This window comes from Aerococcus urinaeequi, from assembly GCF_001543205.1.
Lineage (GTDB): Bacteria > Bacillota > Bacilli > Lactobacillales > Aerococcaceae > Aerococcus > Aerococcus urinaeequi.
The window spans coordinates 744,007-762,118 of the sequence record NZ_CP014162.1; the positions used below are offsets into that span (position 1 = coordinate 744,007).

Genomic DNA, 18,112 nt, shown 5'->3' on the forward strand with positions numbered 1-18,112 from the left:
ACTTAAGCCGTTAAGTCGTTTAAGGCTGCCTCATATGCCTTAATTTTTGCTTGTGTTGCTTCTAGTGAATCAGCGACCACACCAATATAGAACTTGATTTTTGGTTCTGTACCTGATGGTCTAACGGCAATCCATGTTTCATCTGCTAGATAGTATTTCAATACATTTGATTTGTCCATGCCTAAGGCTTCAGTAGTACCGTCAGCAAATTGGCGCGTATCTTGTAGGTAGTCTTCAGTTTCAACAACTGCTTGACCAGCGATTTCACTTAAACCTTCCCCACGCAAATTATTTAGGATGGATTCGATTTTCGTTGCACCCTCTTGGCCTGGTAAGCTTACAGAGATTGTTTTTTCTTGGTAGGTGCCGTATTCAGCAAACAAGTCTTGTAAGCCGTCATAAGCTGTTTTACCTTGTTTCTTGTAGAAAGCGGCTACTTCAGCTAATAATAAAGTCGCTTGAACGGCGTCTTTATCACGAACGAAGGCTTTCACTAAATATCCGTAACTTTCTTCGAAACCGAATAGGAAATTCTTGCTAGCATCAGCTTCATAGTTTTTGATCTTTTCCGCAATAAATTTGAATCCAGTTAATACGTCAACTGTTTCAACACCAAATGATTTGGCAATCGTTGTTGGCATCTCACTTGATACGATGGATTTTAAAATCACTCCGTTATCAGGTAATGTACCTGTATTTTTCTTAGCGGTTAAAATATAATGCGTCATTAATGCGGCAATTTGGTTACCAGTAATCACTTGGTAGTCACCATTTGGCAATTTTACAGCTGCACCCATACGGTCAGCATCCGGGTCAGTCGCGATTAAGATATCCGCGTCATTGTCCTTACCGTACTTTTCAGCCACTTCAAAGGCACCCGCTTCTTCAGGGTTTGGTGATTTAACCGTTGAAAAATCAGCATCCGGCTCTTTTTGCTCAGCCACATAGGTGACATTGGTAAACCCAGCGTCAGCTAAAGTCCGTTCCACCAACATTTGACCCGTACCATGTAGCGGTGTATAAACAATAGATACTTGGTCAGCCATCTCATCAATCACAGCTTGGTCCACCACAACAGCCTTCATATTGTCTAAGTATTTTTGGTCAATTTCTTCACCAATAATCGTAATTGTGCCGTCAGCCTTAAGAGCTGCTTCATCGCCCACTTCAACAGTTAATGGGTTTTCAACCGCACGTACGTTGGCCGTTACAGCATCCGCGTCCACTGGTGGCATTTGTCCACCATCTTCCCCGTAAACCTTGTAGCCGTTGTAGTCAGCCGGGTTGTGAGAAGCTGTGATCATAATCCCCGCAAAGGCATTTAATTCACGAACTGCAAATGACAATTCAGGCGTTGGGCGTAATGCTTCGAATACGTAAGATTTAATCCCGTGTGCCCCTAAAGTCTTCGCCGATTCCATAGCAAATTCAGGCGACATATGACGAGAATCGTAAGCAATCGCCACCCCTCGGTCCTTCGCATCCTGGCCATAATCTTCTAGTAGGTTAGCCAATCCTTCAGTCGCTTGACGAATGGTATAAATATTCATCCGGTTAATGCCGGCACCTAAAATCCCGCGCATACCAGCTGTACCAAAACTCAATGGTTGATAAAAAGCATCCTCAAGCAATTTTTCGTCAGCTTCAATAGACGCTAAATCCTCTTTCAAAGCATCGTCTAAGTCTTCAAAATTACGCCATTGTAAGTAAGTTTCTTTCCAGTTCATCATGTAGCCTCCCTAGTTTTAAAAGCGATAACATCTTAACCTTATTGTATCAAATTTTATAAAAAAAGATATATCAAAGACAAGCTGATTGGCAATTTCATATAGGGTGCCAGCTTAAATGAAGATTCGTCCTTTTTCAATCAAAAAGGAGATAGACCAAAGCCTACCCCCTTCAAGTTAACGCACATTCACCTTGCTTTAACTGTTTTTTATATGATGTTTAGAACTAGTCGTTTAGGGTTTCAATGTAATTGAAGGCTTCTTGGCCACCAATGGCACCGTCACCGACTGCTGTTGAAATTTGGCGCAATTTCTTTTGACGAACATCACCAATGGCGAAGATACCAGGAATATTTGTTTGCATATCTTCATTTGTGATCACCCAACCTTCTTCATCTGTGATGTTTAAATCAGCAAATGCTTCGGTATTTGGAATCAAACCAACATAAATGAAGACACCATCTGTATCCACGTCAGTAATTTCACCAGTTTTAACGTTTTCAACGGCTAAACCAGTGACTTTCATGTCGTCTCCTTTGATTTCTTTGACAACTGTATCCCATGTGAAATCAACCTTATCGTTAGACATAGCACGGTCTTGTAAGATTTTTTGAGCCCGTAATTCGTCACGACGGTGAACGATATTCACGTTTTTACCAAATTGCGTTAAGTAAGTCCCTTCTTCAACGGCTGAGTCACCTCCACCGATTACACGAAGGTCTTTATCACGGAAGAAAGCCCCGTCACAAACCGCACAGTAAGAAACACCGCGGCCTGAATATTTATCTTCACCCGGCACACCCAATTTACGGTGAACAGAACCAGTTGCGATAATGATCGCTTTAGCTTGGTAAGTTTTACCCATATCTGTTTCCAGTAAATGCGCCCCTTCATTCGGCGTTACTTTAGTGACCGTCCCAAATTCGTGGACCACACCAAATTGCATAGCCCCTTCGTACATTTCATTGGCCAAGTCTGGTCCTTGAATGTTTTTGAAACCAGGGTAATTTTCGACATCCGCTGTATTGACCAACTCGCCACCAGGGATTCCACGTTCTAATAATGCTACGGACAAGTTAGCCCGTGATGCGTATAAGGCAGCAGTCATACCCGCTGGTCCTGCACCAACCACAACTACATCAAATTTTTGAATTTCTTCTGCCAAATTGTACACATCCTTTCTTGTAGTTTTTCATTTTTATAATCAATTGCTTTTCTTAACGTCGCTTACCATTCTAACACGATTTAAGGGAAAAAGATTGCAACTAGCTCAAGCTAATTACAACCTTTCACAAAAATTCTCTCATTAAAGTTCATCTTCAATGGATAGTAAATATTCTTTCAAACCTTCTTTGATATCGTCTTGTTCAAGGCCGTATTCAATGCTTGTTTGCATGTAGCCCAATTTATTCCCAACATCATAACGACGACCAGTAAACTCATACGCAAACACGCGTTGCGTTTTGTTTAAACGGTCAATGGCATCTGTTAATTGAATTTCGTTACCAGCACCCTCACCTTGTGTTTCCAACAAGTCAAAGATTTCTGGCGTTAACAAGTAACGACCGATAATAGCCAAGTTTGATGGCGCATCTTCTGGTTTTGGTTTTTCAACGAATTGTTTTACATTGTAGATCTTTTCAGAGAATTGCGCTTCAGGATCGATTACCCCGTATTTATCTGTATCTTCATGTGGTACAGGCATTACCGCAATGTTAGACGCTTTTGTGACATCATAAGCGTCAATCAATTGTTTAGTTAATGGCACTTCGTCAACCATCAAGTCATCCCCAAGCATTACGACAAAAGGCTCGTCACCAACAAAGGCTTTTGCTTGTAATACCGCGTCTCCTAACCCTTTTGGATAAGATTGACGTTTGAAGAATAGGTTTAAACCAACCGTTTCCCCGATGATTTCAAGCAAGTCATCGCGACCCTTATCTGCCAAGTTCGACTCTAACTCAACATTTGAGTCAAAGTGGTCTTCGATTGGTCGTTTACTTTTTCCAGTAACAATTAGAATATCTTCAATTCCAGAAGCCAAGGCCTCTTCTACGATAAATTGAATGGTTGGTTTATTAACAATCGGCAACATCTCTTTCGCCATTGCCTTTGTTGCAGGTAGGAACCGTGTACCTAGCCCTGCTGCAGGAATAATCGCTTTTCTTACTTTCGCCATGAATGAATCCTCCATTTATCTGTTAAATTTTCTCATTTCATTATAAAACAAATTGCCGTTAAAAAATATCCTTTAAGTCATCTTCAAACTGCAATTCACCTTTGCGTTCTCTAGCCATTAAGGCGGTGATCACATCTTGAATACTAGATTCTCCTTGAATCACCTTGTAAATTGCTTGGGTAATCGGCATATCAACGCCCTCTTCTTGGGCCAATTCATAGGCTGAAACAGCTGTTGCAAACCCTTCAACAACCATACCCATATGGTCTTCTACGTCTTTCACCGCTTGACCTTGACCAACTTGTTGGCCGGCCCGCCAGTTTCTTGAGTGGATACTTGTAGCGGTAACAATCAAGTCACCGACTGCTGATAGGCCCATAAAGGTTAACGGATCAGCGCCCATGGCCACCCCTAACCGGGTAATTTCAGCAAGTCCTCGGGTGATTAAAGCCGCCTTGGCATTGTCCCCGTAACCTGCTCCCACTAAGGCGCCAGCACCTAAAGCGATAATGTTTTTCAATGATCCTGCCAGTTCAACCCCGATGATATCTGGATTGGTATAGACCCTGAAGTAGTCATTCATGAATACTTCTTGGACTAAGTGACAGGCCTCGTCATCAATTGAAGCCGCTGTTATAGTCGTAATATCATGTTTGACCACCTCTTCTGCGTGGCTTGGGCCTGATAAAACCACCACCCTCGCTTGACCAATTGGCTGGAAGACTTCCGTTAAAATCTCAGAAATCCGCAGATGGGTGCTCTGCTCTAATCCCTTAGCCGCGTGCATAATGACCGGTAATTCGTGCACATTTTTCTCCTGCAAAATAGTAACCACCTGGCTTGCTACCTGCCGTATGGCCTTGGTGGGCACGACGAAGTTGATCAAGTCTGCCTGGTCCAAGGCTAGGGCCATATCATTTGTTGCAATGATATTCTTCGGCAACACTAGATCAGGTAAATAATGGTCATTTTTCCCAGTGGTTTGAATCTCACGGGCCTGTTCTGGATTATGCGTCCATAAGGTCACCTGATGGCCATTTTCTGCAAGGACCATGGCAAGTGCTGTTCCCCATGAGCCAGCGCCTAGTACGGCAATATTTTTGGACGTCAAGTCATCACTTCTCCAATCTATTGGTATATTTTCTATTTACTTGATTTGTAAGCCGGACCGTTGTGTTCAGAGTAGTATTCATAATACTTGTCGTTCATGCGGCGTGCAGCAAAAATCAATAATGCGCCGATGAATAAGACGGCGGCTAATACTTGGCTGACACGGAATGGTCCCCACCACAAGCTGTCTGTCCGCAACCCTTCGATGAAGAAGCGGCCAAATGAGTACCAGATCAGATATAGTAAGGTGGTGTCGCCAATACGCAAGGTTTTATTGCGTGAACGGACGAATAATAGAACAACTACCCCAAGGATGTTCCAGACTGATTCGTACAGGAAAGTTGGATGGTAGTAAGCTCCGTTGATATGCATGCCGTCAACGATGAATTGCGGTAAATGTAAGGTATCTTGCAGGAATTCTAAAGTCACTTCCCCACCGTGGGCTTCTTGGTTAACGAAGTTACCCCAACGACCGATGGCTTGCGCTAGTAATAGGTAGGGCGCTACCGTATCCGTTACGAATAAGGGGGCCATTTTCTTTGATTTAGCGTAGAAATAAAGGGTTAATCCTCCGGCGATGACACCACCATAAATGGCGATCCCACCATTCCAAATTTGTAGAATTTCGCCTGGATTTTGTAGGTAGTAGTCTAGTTCAAATAAAACGTAGTAAGCACGTGCACCAACAAAACCAATTAGAATGGTCCATACAGCTGCGTCTAAAATAAATTCTTCATCCCAACCCTTACGACGAAAATCTCTTGAAGCAAATGTAAGGGCTAATAAAATAGCAGCCCCGATAAAAATCCCGTACCAACGGATTGGCCAGCCGAATATATCAAAAGCGACTGGATCTATTGCAGCTATATTCATCATTTTGTTCTTTCTCTCCTATGTGTTAATTCCTTTAGTTAAATCCTTATTTAATACCATCTATAATTTGTTGTTGTCGATAAGTGTCGTTAAACGGTCGTTAAACATTTGTGCAGCGTCAAAGCCCATTGATTTGGCTCTAAAGTTGATAGCTGCTACCTCGATAATACTTGAAATGTTCCGCCCAGTTTGGACAGGAATGGTAATTTTGGGAATCGCGACCTCTAAAATTTGTTCACGCTCTTCCGCAGTACCCAGGCGGTCAAAATTGCCCCCCCTTTTCAAGTCTTTCAAGTCAATAATCAAGTTTAGCTGTTGTTCTTTACGAACTGCACCTGCCCCGTAAAGAGTCATCACGTCAATAATCCCAAGACCACGAATTTCCATGACATTACGTAGAATTTCAGGCGCTTCACCCATAATTGTCGTGTCATCACGTTGATAAAAATCTACGCGGTCATCAGCCACTAAACGGTGTCCACCTTTTACAAGTTCTAAAGCGGTTTCTGATTTACCTACACCAGAATGGCCAGTAATCATAATACCCAGCCCGTATACATCCACAAATACCCCATGTTTTGAGATTTGCTCTGCTAAGTGAGCATGCAACATTTCCGCTAAGTTACTAGACAGACGGGTCGTCGTTGTTGTTGAACTTAATACAGGAATATGATTTTCTTCAGCAGCTTGAATCACTTCATATTCCGGTTGTAATCCTCTAGAGAAAATAAAGAATGGTGTATCTTCTTTTGAGAGACGGCGCATAATTAATAAACGCTCATCCGAAGTCATTCTAGACAAATATGTATGCTCTGCACGTCCAAACAATTGGACACGCTCAGATGGATAATAGTTAAAATAGCCGGTAATTTCCAAACCAGGTCTCGAAATATCACTGGTAATGATCTCGCGGTCTAAATAATCTGCACCACAAATAACCTCAAAATCAAATTTTTCGACTAAATCTTTCACGGTTACCTTTGTCATATACGGTTTCCTTTCTTAACAAGTCACTTTGCCCCTATTTTACCATACTAGACCCATATGGACAGTTGGATAAGCTGTAATTTGTGAAAAAGAAAAATCCGCCCGTCAATCTGGCATTCAGATCAACAAGCGGATTAGGATTTAAAATAAATTCGACTAGGTCGGCTCTCGCACCCTAGTCGGGTTCGAGCCTCCAGACAGGGCTGCGTTTCAGCTTAAGCTGTAGCTGACTTCGCCAACTACTGCCTTAAACTTCCAACGTTCCTGTCTGAGCGTCGGCTCTCGCACCCTTCTTAGTCGAGCTCAAAATGTCAGGATCGTGCCGCTTCAGACATGAAGTGTGTGATGTACCATCACACTTATGTCTTCCACCGTTACGAGTCTAAGCGACATTTCTCACATCCTTCATTATTTCCCGGCTTCGATAAATTTCTCAAAGAACCAATGGTACATCGAGAACAAGAAGGCTGCGGCGATTGCGTAAAAGAAGTTTGCGAATACAAAGGATGTTGGGAAGAACAAGCCTACGATAATAAACATAAAGCCATTGACGACTAATCTAAACAAACCGAATGTTAGGATATTTAATGGTAATGCCAACAAGTTTACGATAGGACGAATAATTGAGTTCACAATACTCAATACGATAGCTACTAAGATTGCTGACCAAAAATCTGCCACATATACATTAGGGGCAAGAATCCACGAAATAGCCATCAAGCCTAATGCATCAATAAGTGTTGCTAATAAAAACCGTCTCATAATTAAAAATCACGCCAACTTTCTTCCTCATCAGGATTGTCTTTTGAATCTTTACTATAGCTAGATTCATTATAGTCGTCCTGATCTTCAGCATCAAATGATTTAGTCTGACGGTATTCGTCACGGTCATGTCTATCTACACGTGTACGACCTTCATCCCTTGGTAAAATCAATGCTAACAATAGATAAATCAGTATCCCAGCTCCGCCAGAAAGTGTGACGAAGACAAAAATTACACGGACAATCGTTGGGTCAATTTCAAAGTACTCAGCAATCCCGGCACATACACCATCTAATTTTACGTCATTACGTGATTTTGTTAATTTCTTAGCCATTCTATTCACTCCTACCTTCTTAGTGGCTTCTGTTGGGCATTACAAAAATTAAAATAATGTAGATTAGCCAAACTGGAAACTGTGTCAAACTTAATAATACTGCGATGATACGGACTAAATTACCAGAAATACCAAAGTATTCACCAATACCACCACATACCCCAAATAAGTAACTATCTTTTCTTGACTTCATTAATCTCCCTGACATATTAAATCTCTCCTCTACGCATATCAGCATCATCTTTCACGCGAATATTACCACGCATTGTCTTCAAGTTCACTCGATAAGCCTTTTCTTCAGCTACATCATGGTAAAATGCTTTTTGTTTGTTAAATTGATCGTTGACTTGTGATTGACTCTTAATTAAGTCTGAACGGAACATGATTTCACCTTGGTTGGTGTGGGCTAACCCATCAACCGCTGTACCTGCTGGCATATTCAATTTAATATCGCCATTTTTTGTTTCTACTTGGGCACGAACTAAAGGTTTTGCGTCCATTGTAATCACGATGTCCCCATTTAAGGTTTCCATCAATACATTTTCTACGTGACCTTTCAATCGTTGGCTACCATTCAATGATTTCACCACTAAATCTAAGGCTTCCACATCGTTTAAGGTTAATTGACCATTTTTCGTATCCACTTCAATCATTGAAGCTGTAAAGTTTTCGATATTAATCGCGCCATCAACTGTTTGAATATAGATATCATTCGTATCCATATCTTCAACCGTTACAGGGCCAGAAATTGTTCTCGCTTTAATAAAGTCTAAGCGGTCTTTTGGCACTTGTACCACAATATCTGTCTTGATAAAACGAGAAATCATGTTCAAGTTTAAGGCCCCGTCAACAAATTCTAAGTTTGCTCTTTTTTCAAAGGTAGTTTGCGCATCTTCTTCATCGAAATCGCCGTATAACTTACCAACGACTGTTAATTTCGTAGTTGGTTGGTCCCAAGATGTTAACTCAATTTGACCAGCCGCTATTTGAATATCCACCATCGATAATGGTTCAGTGTATTCATAGGTCGCTTCAAAATCATGGGTAATCAATTTAGGAATTGGAATTGATCCGCTACCTTTTTCAAATTTCACTGTTTTTGATACCTTATCTTGCACTTGGTCTAAAACTGACCGTGTTTTAGTGAAGAAGTCGCCAACGATATTTTTGTAGTCGTAAGCATTTTCTTCAGTTTCTTCTTCAATCGGTTGGCTTTCGTCAACTTTTGAATCTGCTTGTGCCGTCTCTTTTGATGGTCTTGGATTTTCCGCATCGATTTGAATAATATCTTCTTTCAATTGGTGGATTTGTTCCGTCAATTGGTTGATTTCTTCAGTCAAACGATCAATTTCAATATGAGTTACTTCAGATTTCCCTTCTTGGTTAACCAAATTTTGACGCTCAGTTAACTTGGTTGCGAGTGACGCTTCCAAGTCTTTTTGAATAGCCACTTTTTGCGTACGGCCAGTAATATCATCTTGATTTACCGCCTGGTCATTTTCCCAATCAGCATAAAAGTCATCTAAGATATCTTTTTCTTCCTCAACTTGCGTTTGTGTTGTAGGGTTTGATTCAGCTTGCTTCGCTCTGTTTTCTAATAAGATAATCGCTTCTTCGTTTGTTAAAATGCCTTCTTTAACTAAGTTTAAAATACGTTCTTTATGATTCGTCATTGTGACAACCTCCTAGTTGTTTAGCTTTCCTTTGTTATCTATATTTTGCCAACTTTGGAGGTAAATGTCATAGGTCTATGGACCTAATTTCACAATTGTTTGATTTTAGCCCTATTGAACCCCTGTAAAAAAGGCTTTGGACCCGTCGTTGCTGGCAGACACTTGTAAGTGGACTGGAATTTGTTGTTTCAATTCAGCCACGTGAGAAATAATCCCAACAATACGGCCGCTCGCTTGTTGCAAATCAGTCAAGGTTTCAATCGCTTGTTGCAAGGATTCCTGGTCTAAGGTACCAAAACCTTCGTCAATAAAGAGCGTGCCAATTTCAATACCACCGGCATCATTTTGAATCACGTCAGACAGACCAAGGGCCAAGGCTAAGGAAGCTTTAAAGCCTTCTCCACCAGATAGGGATTGGACCGACCGCTTCCCACCAGCTTGGTAGTCAAAGACAGCTAGGTCAAGTCCTTTAGCCCCTGCACCAGACTGTCCTTCGACAATCCGTCTAAATTCATACCGCATTTGAGTCATGGCCATCAATCGTTCATTAGCATATTGGAGAATTTCATCAAAATACAAACCTAAAATATAGCGTTCAAAGGAAATATAGCCATAAGCCTTCTCTTTCCCATTGGCTACCTTGTTTAGGAGCGATAGTTCCCCGAAATGACGCCCTTTTTCTTGGTAGGATGCGAAACTATCCTTAAATAGGTAAATAGCATGGTCTAATTGGGCTTTTATTGAAATCACCTGATCTTTTCTAGCTTTAAATTCAGCTAATTTAATCCGTTCTTGGGCAATTTCCGCTTGGTAAGTCTCGGCATTTTTATCTAAGTCAGCTGTTTCAATTTCTTTTTGATTTGTTGCTTTGTTTTCATTAAAGGCATAAACCTCATTATCAAAACGTTGAATTTCACTTTCAATAGCTGCCCAATTCTTTTGACTTTGATGGATTTGACAGATGTCTTCCTGACTTTCTTGACGGTCGGCCATCGCGTTATCCAAAGCAGTTTGATCAGCTTGTAATTCCACTAGCCCTTGCTTGATTTGACCTTTATATCCTGCAATCTGTGTGGTTAGCTGAGCAACTTCTTGCTGGTGCTTATCTAATTGAGTCTTCAACTCTTGGTCTTTAGTTGTAATTTCCGCTAAGGTCTTGTTTTTTGCCTCGTATTCAGCTGTGACAACAGCTTTTGAATTGCCAACTAATTGACCTTTTAATTGGTCGATTTCTTTCCGCAATTCTTCAACAGCGCTTTGGTTAGACGCTGTTTGCCCTTTAAGAGTTGACGCCTCGATTTGCATATTATTCAAAGTCGCCTTCGCTTCATCCACTTGCTTAGTCGAGTCATTTAATTGTTTGTCCAAATCTTGCTTGGTCTGGCATAACTTATCTAAATGAGACTTGCTTTGTTGAATATCTTCAGCTTCCTTATCTAGATGAGCCCGCCATACTTCAAGTTTTTCATGATTACTTGTCGCATCCGTCGCTATGCCTTCAATACCTTGGTTAGCAATTATTCGGTCAAACGTCCCCTGAATGGCAGATAGACGCTCTATTTTACTTGAATAAGATTGGAAAGCTGTTTGCGCAGCCTCCACCCCTGCCTCAACCATTTCTTTTGTCACTGCATCCTCTTGCACAGCAGCTGGGGCTGGATGATGAATAGATCCACAAACTAAACAAGGTTGACCTTCAACCAATTGACTGGCTAATTCTCCTGCCAGATTTTGGCTATAAGCCAATTCCAAACGATTTCGCCTGTCTACTTTTGCTTGATAGACTCTCTGGTCAACTTCTACTTGAACAGTAAGGTCTGCAATCTGTTGGTTGGTTTTCACCATGTCCTCATAATTTTTTACCAACAAATTATATTGATAGATTTTTTGATCAACTAGGACTTGTTGTTGGTTGAGATCCCCTACTTGTTCTAACTCTGCTTGCAGTTTTTTCAGAGATGCTTGCCCAGCTTCGACCGCTTTTTCCTGGTCTTGAATCTGACTGGTTAATTTTGTCGCTTGTTCAGCCAAACTTTGGCCGTAAGCCACTTGCTTGTTGAGACTACCTTCTTGTATTAAATAGTTATCCCATTTATTTTCTTGTATGGCCAAGTCTTGCAATTCTGCTCGCAAGCTATCTACTTGTTGAATCTGGTCTTGCCATTCAGCTTGCTCTGCTTTGACAGTTTGTAAACGACCCTTCGCTTCCTGTAATAAGCCCGTTTTCTCCTTCACCAGTTTTTGTAATTGCCCCTGTTTATGCGCTTGTTTTTGAATTTGTTGGATCAACTGGTAAGCATTTTGTGTTTCACGGTACTGTTGCAAAGACTTTCGTTCACTAGTAATGGTCGCTTCACGTTCTTTGATGGAAGCTTCTTGGTGATGTAATTTATCCTGTCTGGCTAAAAGCTTAATAAAGCCTTCTAGCTGTTGAATAGTAGTCTCAAAACCAGTGATTTGTTGACTTAAATCAGCATTCTTTTTGTCCAAGTCAGCTACTTTAGTTCCAGCCCATTCAGAAAGATTTTGATAGTCCTCTTGATCTACCCAATTTTGAACCCGGTCTTTTTCTGTCAAGCTCTTGTCAGCCGTATCGACCTCTTCATCAACATTTTCCGCGATTGCTATCGCTTCATTATCTACAAACGTCACAAATGATTGGCTATGTTGGTCTACCTGTTTCTTCAAGGCGCCCACTTCCTGGTTAGCTTGCTTAAACCGTTCAGCAATGGCTTGTTGGAACCGGTCTAAATAATCAGTATGGAATATGGTCCGTAAAATGGCTTCCTTTTCGCCCGAGCTAGCTTCCAAGAGTTTTTTAAACTCTCCTTGTGGCAACATGACAATTTGTCTAAATTGATCTGCTGACAAACCAAGAACTTCAACTAACTTACTATCCACTTCTTGCGTTTTACTTAGTGAAAAATCTTCCCCTTCTAAGGTTACTTCCGCATTCTGCTCTCGAATTAAGCCCCTTTTAGTCGGCCGTTTTTGCTTGGGAATCCGTTCCACCGTATAGGTTTTCCCGTGAATCATAAAGGTTAACCGTACATATGCAACACTTTCATCTTCAGCTAACTGCGACTTCAATTCATTAATATCACGAGATGAACCAGAAGTCTTTCCGTATAAGGCGTAAACAATGGCATCAAAAATGGTCGTTTTACCAGCACCAGTGGATCCTGAAATCAAGAATAAGTTCTGATCGCCTAAGTCTGTAAAGTCTAGGCTCGTTTTTTCTTTATAAGGTCCAAAAGCCTGCAATTCAAGTTTAATAGGTCTCACTATGCCTTATCCTCCTTTAAGGTTGATTGGAAAATATCACGGACAATTTCCGCTTGGAATGCTGATAATTCTTGGTCCGTATTATTTTGATAAAACTGAGCAAACTGGTCCCATACAGGTGTTGCTTGCACTTCATGACGTTTGGTTTTCAAGTCTTGTCGCTGTCTATTTTCTAAAGCTACATATTCTAAGCTCATAGCATTTGGGTACCGTTTCTTCAAGCGATTCATAGCTTCATGCTGAGCATAGGCATCCGTTAGTTCAAAGAAGATATAGTCATCTGATTGCCCTTGTAACAAATCTTCAAATTGACCGCGCATAACCCGCATATCCTTATCAGGCTTTAATTCGTGCTTCACAACTTCAATAGTGTCTGCCTTTTTATCCAAGTCAATCTCTAAAAAGACCTTATGATGATGAACTTCTGACTTAGAAAACTTCAAGGGTGAACCTGAATAGCGAATTCGCGGACTACCTACTTGTTGCGGCCCGTGTAAATGACCAAGCGCCACATAATCAAAACCATCAAAGACAGTATGGGGTACATATTCACTGGTACCAATGGACAAGGGACGTTCTGAATCGGATTTTTCTAAGTCTTCCCCTGCCCCTTCAATGGCCCCAGCAGTTACATAACCATGGTAAAGGATGATATTGACCCGACTAGGATCCCATTTGTCTTTAATTCGCGCTACCTGTACCTTAGTGGCATCCTCAATACTATGGATAGTTTCTTCAGGATATAGACGTTTAATTGTTAGATGATCGCTAAACGGTAATAGATACACATCTGCGTCACCAACTTCAACCTTTCGAATCTCGGTGCTAGGGACACCAGCCATGTGTAAGCCTTGTCCTGACAGTAAACCTGCAGCATAACCTACTCGTTCACCTGAATCATGGTTTCCAGCGATAATACAAATGGGACAAGCTAGTTCTTGTGACATTTTCGTTAGCATTTCATTGACTAACTGAACCGTTTCACCACTAGGTAAAGTCCGGTCATATAAATCGCCTACCATAATCACCAAATCAGGCTTTAAAGCGACAGTTTGTGCTAGCCAGTCATTTAATATGGCACGTTGGTCTTCTATTAGAGAGTGGTTATTGACCACTTTTCCAATATGCCAATCCGCTGTATGTACAATTTTCACTACTATCCCACTTCCTTCTCATAATCTTTCATTTTAAAGAAAAAACACTATGTTTCAAGATGAATGTAATATTTATCGTCAACATAGTGTTTTTCTATTTTATTCTATTTTTTCAACAATGGTTTTAAGTATTTACCTGTGTATGAGCCTTTCACTTTAGCAACCTCTTCAGGTGTACCAGAAGCAACGATTTTACCACCTTGAGCACCACCTTCCGGGCCAATATCCACGATATAGTCTGCAGTTTTAATCACATCTAAATTGTGCTCAATCACGACAATGGTGTTACCAGCATCTACTAAACGTTGTAAAACACCAATTAATCGCTTGATATCTTCTGTATGTAGACCAGTAGTTGGTTCATCTAAAACATATAAGGTGTTCCCAGTTGCTACACGTTGTAACTCAGAGGCCAATTTCATCCGTTGCGCTTCCCCTCCTGATAGGGTTGGCGCTGGTTGACCTAATGTCACATAACCGAGACCTACATCGACGATCGCTTGTAATTTACGGCGAATTTTTGGCACTGCCGTAAAGAATTCTAAAGCTTCTTCAACGCGCATGTCTAAAACTTCTGCAATATTTTTACCTTTATATTTTACCTGTAAGGTTTCTGAATTATAACGGGTTCCATGACACACTTCACAAGGTACATATACATCAGGTAGGAAATGCATTTCAACTTTTAAAATACCATCACCTTTACATGCTTCACAACGGCCACCTTTAACATTAAATGAGAAACGCCCTTTTCCATAACCACGTAGTTTAGCCTCATTGGTTTGTGCAAAAAGATCACGAATATCATCAAACACAGATGTGTATGTTGCCGGGTTAGAGCGTGGCGTACGCCCGATTGGACTTTGGTCAATATCAATAACCTTATCTAATGATTCATAGCCAGAAATTTCATCTACTTTACCATGAGGCATCTTTGCTCTATTTAGTTCACGTATCAGATACTTTTTCATGACCTCATTAACTAATGAGGATTTACCTGATCCAGAAACACCTGAAATCACATTTAGACGGCCAATTGGAATATCCACATCAACATTTTTCAAATTGTTTTCACTAGCGCCCTTAATATGAATAGTCCCTCTATCCTCTTTACGTCTTTTTTCTGGCAAATCAATTTTACGGGCACCTTTTAGGTATTGCCCTGTGATAGAGTCTTTATTATTTGCCACTTCATCTGGTGTACCTGCAGCCACAATTTCGCCACCATATTCACCAGCACCAGGTCCCATGTCAATTAGATAATCTGCTTCACGCATGGTTTCTTCATCATGTTCAACGACAATCAAGGTGTTACCTAAATCACGCATACGTTTCAATGATTTAATCAGACGGTCATTGTCTCTTTGGTGTAATCCAATTGAAGGTTCATCCAAGACATACATGATTCCAGAAAGGTTTGATCCAATTTGAGTAGCTAGACGAATACGTTGCGCTTCCCCACCTGATAAGGTACCTGCAGATCGGTCTAAAGTTAGGTAGTTTAAGCCAACTTCTTCTAGGAAGTTTAACCGTGAGGCAATTTCACGCATGATTGGTTGAGCAATCGTCGTATTTTGTTCAGATAAATCTAACCCCTCAAAAAATTCAATGGTATCCACAATCGCTTTATGGGTTACTTCAGCAATATCTTGACCACCAATTTTTACTGACAAGGCTTGACGGTTTAAACGTTTACCATGACATACAGGACATTCTAATTCGGTCATATATTGACCCATAGCTTCTCGCATAGCCTTAGATTGACTAGATTGGTAACGACGACGGACATTTGGAATAACCCCTTCAAATACCCGCATTTTATCTTGAACAGATCCGAATTCATTTTGATAATAGAAATGGAATTCTTCTTCGCCAGACCCATATAAAATCAGGTCTTGTTGTTCTTGTGTAAGTTCTTTAAAAGGTACATCCATTGGCACCTCAAAGGCAGTAGCTGCTTGTTCCAACATGGTTGGGTAGAAAGCAGAACCTTTTGAATCCCAAGGTACGATAGCCCCTTCTTTTAATGTTTTATTTTTATCTGGCACAATTAAATTAGGATCAGCTTCAATTTTTGAACCTAAACCAGTACACTCCTCACATGCTCCATAAGGCGCATTAAATGAGAATAGACGGGGTTCTAATTCACCTACTGTAAATCCACAGTGGGGGCATGAATAATGCTCTGAAAAGAGAATTTCGTCACCATCAATCAAATCACAGACTGCATAGCCATCAGCTAATCTAAGAGCCGCTTCTAAAGAGTCAGCTAAACGCCCTCTAATATCTTCTTTAATCACTAAACGGTCTATCACAATATCAATTTGATGTTTTTTATTCTTATCTAATTCAGGTACATCATCGATGTCATAGATTTCGCCATCAATACGCACACGGACATATCCCTGTTTACGGATACCGTCGATGATCTTTTTATGTTGACCTTTTTTACCATAAACAACTGGAGATAGAATTTGCACTTTAGTCCGTTCAGGCAAACTTAAAATCCGGTCTAACATTTGGTCTAAAGATTCACTCGTAATTTCGGTACCATCATTTGGGCAGATTGGTTGGCCAACCCGAGCATATAATAAACGAAGATAATCGTTCACCTCAGTAATCGTTCCTACTGTTGAACGTGGGTTTCTTGAGGTAGTCTTCTGGTCGATTGAGATAGCTGGACTTAACCCTTCAATAGAATCTACATCTGGTTTCTCTGTATTACCCAAGAATTGACGTGCAAAGGCCGATAAACTTTCTACATAACGTCTTTGTCCTTCTGCATATAAGGTATCGAAGGCTAAAGTACTTTTCCCAGATCCTGATAAACCAGTTACAACGACCATTTGATCGCGGGGAATATCAATATCAATATTTTTTAGATTATGGGAACGAGCGCCCCTTACTTTAATTAAATCTCTCAATCATGCCACTCCTTATTGTTATACCTCATTACTAAACCTCGTTTAAAGTTCAGCAATCAATGATTATACCTTATCACTTATATCTATTTATCTATTATGACATAGTTCGCATTTGTTGCGAATAATTTGTCTCAAATACTCTTCTATTTTAACACAAACGTATGTTCGTTGCATAATATTCAACTTAGTATATCAGCAAAAATATTCAGTTTGTAGCTAACCAAGCCTCACCGAAAAGCCCCTACCCTCCACTAGCTACCTGATTTGCGCATAAAGAAAAACCACCGACAAATGCCAGTGGCTTGAAAAGGTTATTGGTTTGGAATATGGATTAACCAAAACGTCCAGCAACATAATCTGCTGTTTGTGTATTGGTTGGGTTGTTAAAGATTTGGTCTGTTTCACCAAATTCAATAATGTGAGATTTACCTGGACCAGTTTCTGGGTCTGCATAGAAGAATCCAGTGTAGTCAGACACACGCGCAGCTTGTTGCATATTGTGGGTAACAATTGCGATTGTATAGTCGTCACGTAATTGCTGTACTAACTCTTCAACTTTTAGCGTTGAAATTGGGTCTAAAGCTGAAGTTGGCTCATCCATTAACAATACGTCAGGTTTAACTGCTAAGGCACGCGCGATACAAACACGTTGTTGTTGTCCCCCAGAAATAGCCATACCGTTTTTGTTTAAGTCATCTTTTACTTCATCCCAGATTGCAGCACCGCGTAATGAAGTTTCAACAATTTCATCTAATTCATTCTTATCACGGATACCGTGAGTACGTGGTCCATAAGCAACGTTGTCATAGATTGACATTGGGAATGGGTTTGGTTGTTGGAAAACCATACCAACATTTTTACGTAACATATTTAAGTTCATGTCACGGTCAAAGATACTTTTACCATCTAATGTAATTTTACCTTCAATACGACAACCTTCAACAAGGTCATTCATACGGTTTAATGTTTTTAAGAAAGTAGATTTACCTGATCCAGAAGGACCGATTAATGCTGTTACTTGTTTTTCGTAAATCGGCATGTTGATACCTTCTAAGGCTTTAAAGTTACCATAGTAAAGGTCCATGTTTTCTGCCTGCATTTTA

General features: G+C 40.6%; 14 protein-coding genes. All 14 read right to left on the reverse strand.

Annotated elements, in window-relative coordinates; genetic code table 11:
* Positions 1–2 precede the first annotated feature (2 nt).
* The 14 genes from AWM74_RS03370 to pstB all read right to left on the reverse strand — a co-directional run bounded on the left by AWM74_RS03370 (position 3) and on the right by pstB (position 18,108).
* Positions 3–1,727 carry a phospho-sugar mutase gene (locus tag AWM74_RS03370; protein ID WP_026465258.1) on the reverse strand — a complete coding sequence of 575 codons (1,725 nt, stop codon included), beginning with the start codon at positions 1,725–1,727 and terminating at the stop codon, positions 3–5.
* A gap of 226 nt (positions 1,728–1,953) precedes the next feature.
* Positions 1,954–2,835, reverse strand: a complete 882-nt coding sequence (gene trxB, locus AWM74_RS03375; protein ID WP_051218133.1) for a thioredoxin-disulfide reductase — start codon at positions 2,833–2,835, stop codon at positions 1,954–1,956.
* A gap of 198 nt (positions 2,836–3,033) precedes the next feature.
* Entirely contained in the window at positions 3,034–3,906 is an 873-nt protein-coding gene (gene galU / locus AWM74_RS03380) for a UTP--glucose-1-phosphate uridylyltransferase GalU (RefSeq protein WP_016897951.1), read from the reverse strand.
* Between the two features lie 58 nt (positions 3,907–3,964).
* Positions 3,965–4,960 carry an NAD(P)H-dependent glycerol-3-phosphate dehydrogenase gene (locus AWM74_RS03385; protein WP_051218130.1) on the reverse strand — a complete coding sequence of 332 codons (996 nt, stop codon included), beginning with the start codon at positions 4,958–4,960 and terminating at the stop codon, positions 3,965–3,967.
* A gap of 89 nt (positions 4,961–5,049) precedes the next feature.
* A complete protein-coding gene (gene lgt, locus AWM74_RS03390; protein ID WP_026465255.1) occupies positions 5,050–5,892 on the reverse strand; it encodes a prolipoprotein diacylglyceryl transferase in 843 nt (280 codons plus the stop codon).
* A gap of 57 nt (positions 5,893–5,949) precedes the next feature.
* Positions 5,950–6,876 (reverse strand): HPr(Ser) kinase/phosphatase, encoded by a 927-nt coding sequence (gene hprK / locus AWM74_RS03395; protein WP_060774341.1) that lies wholly within the window; start codon positions 6,874–6,876, stop codon positions 5,950–5,952.
* A gap of 408 nt (positions 6,877–7,284) precedes the next feature.
* Positions 7,285–7,638 carry a phage holin family protein gene (locus AWM74_RS03400; RefSeq protein ID WP_026465253.1) on the reverse strand — a complete coding sequence of 118 codons (354 nt, stop codon included), beginning with the start codon at positions 7,636–7,638 and terminating at the stop codon, positions 7,285–7,287.
* 2 nt (positions 7,639–7,640) lie between these two features.
* Entirely contained in the window at positions 7,641–7,973 is a 333-nt protein-coding gene (locus AWM74_RS03405; RefSeq protein ID WP_026465252.1) for a PspC domain-containing protein, read from the reverse strand.
* 19 nt (positions 7,974–7,992) lie between these two features.
* Positions 7,993–8,181 (reverse strand): PspC domain-containing protein, encoded by a 189-nt coding sequence (locus tag AWM74_RS03410; protein WP_016897957.1) that lies wholly within the window; start codon positions 8,179–8,181, stop codon positions 7,993–7,995.
* A gap of 1 nt (position 8,182) precedes the next feature.
* Positions 8,183–9,646, reverse strand: coding sequence for a DUF4097 family beta strand repeat-containing protein (locus AWM74_RS03415; RefSeq protein WP_026465251.1), 1,464 nt, complete (start codon positions 9,644–9,646; stop codon positions 8,183–8,185).
* 111 nt (positions 9,647–9,757) lie between these two features.
* The gene (locus AWM74_RS03420; RefSeq protein ID WP_026465250.1) at positions 9,758–12,931 is read right to left on the reverse strand and encodes an AAA family ATPase; all 3,174 of its coding nucleotides are present in this window, start codon (positions 12,929–12,931) and stop codon (positions 9,758–9,760) included.
* Positions 12,931–14,085: an exonuclease SbcCD subunit D gene (locus AWM74_RS03425; RefSeq protein ID WP_026465249.1), complete on the reverse strand. Its 1,155-nt coding sequence runs from the start codon at positions 14,083–14,085 to the stop codon at positions 12,931–12,933. Before AWM74_RS03425 ends, AWM74_RS03420 begins: the two co-directional genes overlap by 1 nt.
* Positions 14,086–14,189: 104 nt before the next feature.
* The gene (uvrA, locus tag AWM74_RS03430; protein ID WP_026465248.1) at positions 14,190–17,009 is read right to left on the reverse strand and encodes an excinuclease ABC subunit UvrA; all 2,820 of its coding nucleotides are present in this window, start codon (positions 17,007–17,009) and stop codon (positions 14,190–14,192) included.
* 331 nt (positions 17,010–17,340) lie between these two features.
* The gene (pstB, locus tag AWM74_RS03435) at positions 17,341–18,108 is read right to left on the reverse strand and encodes a phosphate ABC transporter ATP-binding protein PstB (RefSeq protein ID WP_034257926.1); all 768 of its coding nucleotides are present in this window, start codon (positions 18,106–18,108) and stop codon (positions 17,341–17,343) included.
* Positions 18,109–18,112 lie beyond the last annotated feature (4 nt).

Coding starts and splice junctions, on each gene's coding strand:
- AWM74_RS03370 (WP_026465258.1), bottom strand. CDS start 1,727: ATGAACTGGAAAGAAACTTACTTACAATGGCGTAATTTTGAAGACTTA.
- trxB (WP_051218133.1), bottom strand. CDS start 2,835: ATGACTGCTGCCTTATACGCATCACGGGCTAACTTGTCCGTAGCATTA.
- galU (WP_016897951.1), bottom strand. CDS start 3,906: ATGGCGAAAGTAAGAAAAGCGATTATTCCTGCAGCAGGGCTAGGTACA.
- AWM74_RS03385 (WP_051218130.1), bottom strand. CDS start 4,960: ATGGTCCTTGCAGAAAATGGCCATCAGGTGACCTTATGGACGCATAAT.
- lgt (WP_026465255.1), bottom strand. CDS start 5,892: ATGATGAATATAGCTGCAATAGATCCAGTCGCTTTTGATATATTCGGC.
- hprK (WP_060774341.1), bottom strand. CDS start 6,876: ATGACAAAGGTAACCGTGAAAGATTTAGTCGAAAAATTTGATTTTGAG.
- AWM74_RS03400 (WP_026465253.1), bottom strand. CDS start 7,638: ATGAGACGGTTTTTATTAGCAACACTTATTGATGCATTAGGCTTGATG.
- AWM74_RS03405 (WP_026465252.1), bottom strand. CDS start 7,973: ATGGCTAAGAAATTAACAAAATCACGTAATGACGTAAAATTAGATGGT.
- AWM74_RS03410 (WP_016897957.1), bottom strand. CDS start 8,181: ATGTCAGGGAGATTAATGAAGTCAAGAAAAGATAGTTACTTATTTGGG.
- AWM74_RS03415 (WP_026465251.1), bottom strand. CDS start 9,646: ATGACGAATCATAAAGAACGTATTTTAAACTTAGTTAAAGAAGGCATT.
- pstB (WP_034257926.1), bottom strand. CDS start 18,108: ATGCAGGCAGAAAACATGGACCTTTACTATGGTAACTTTAAAGCCTTA.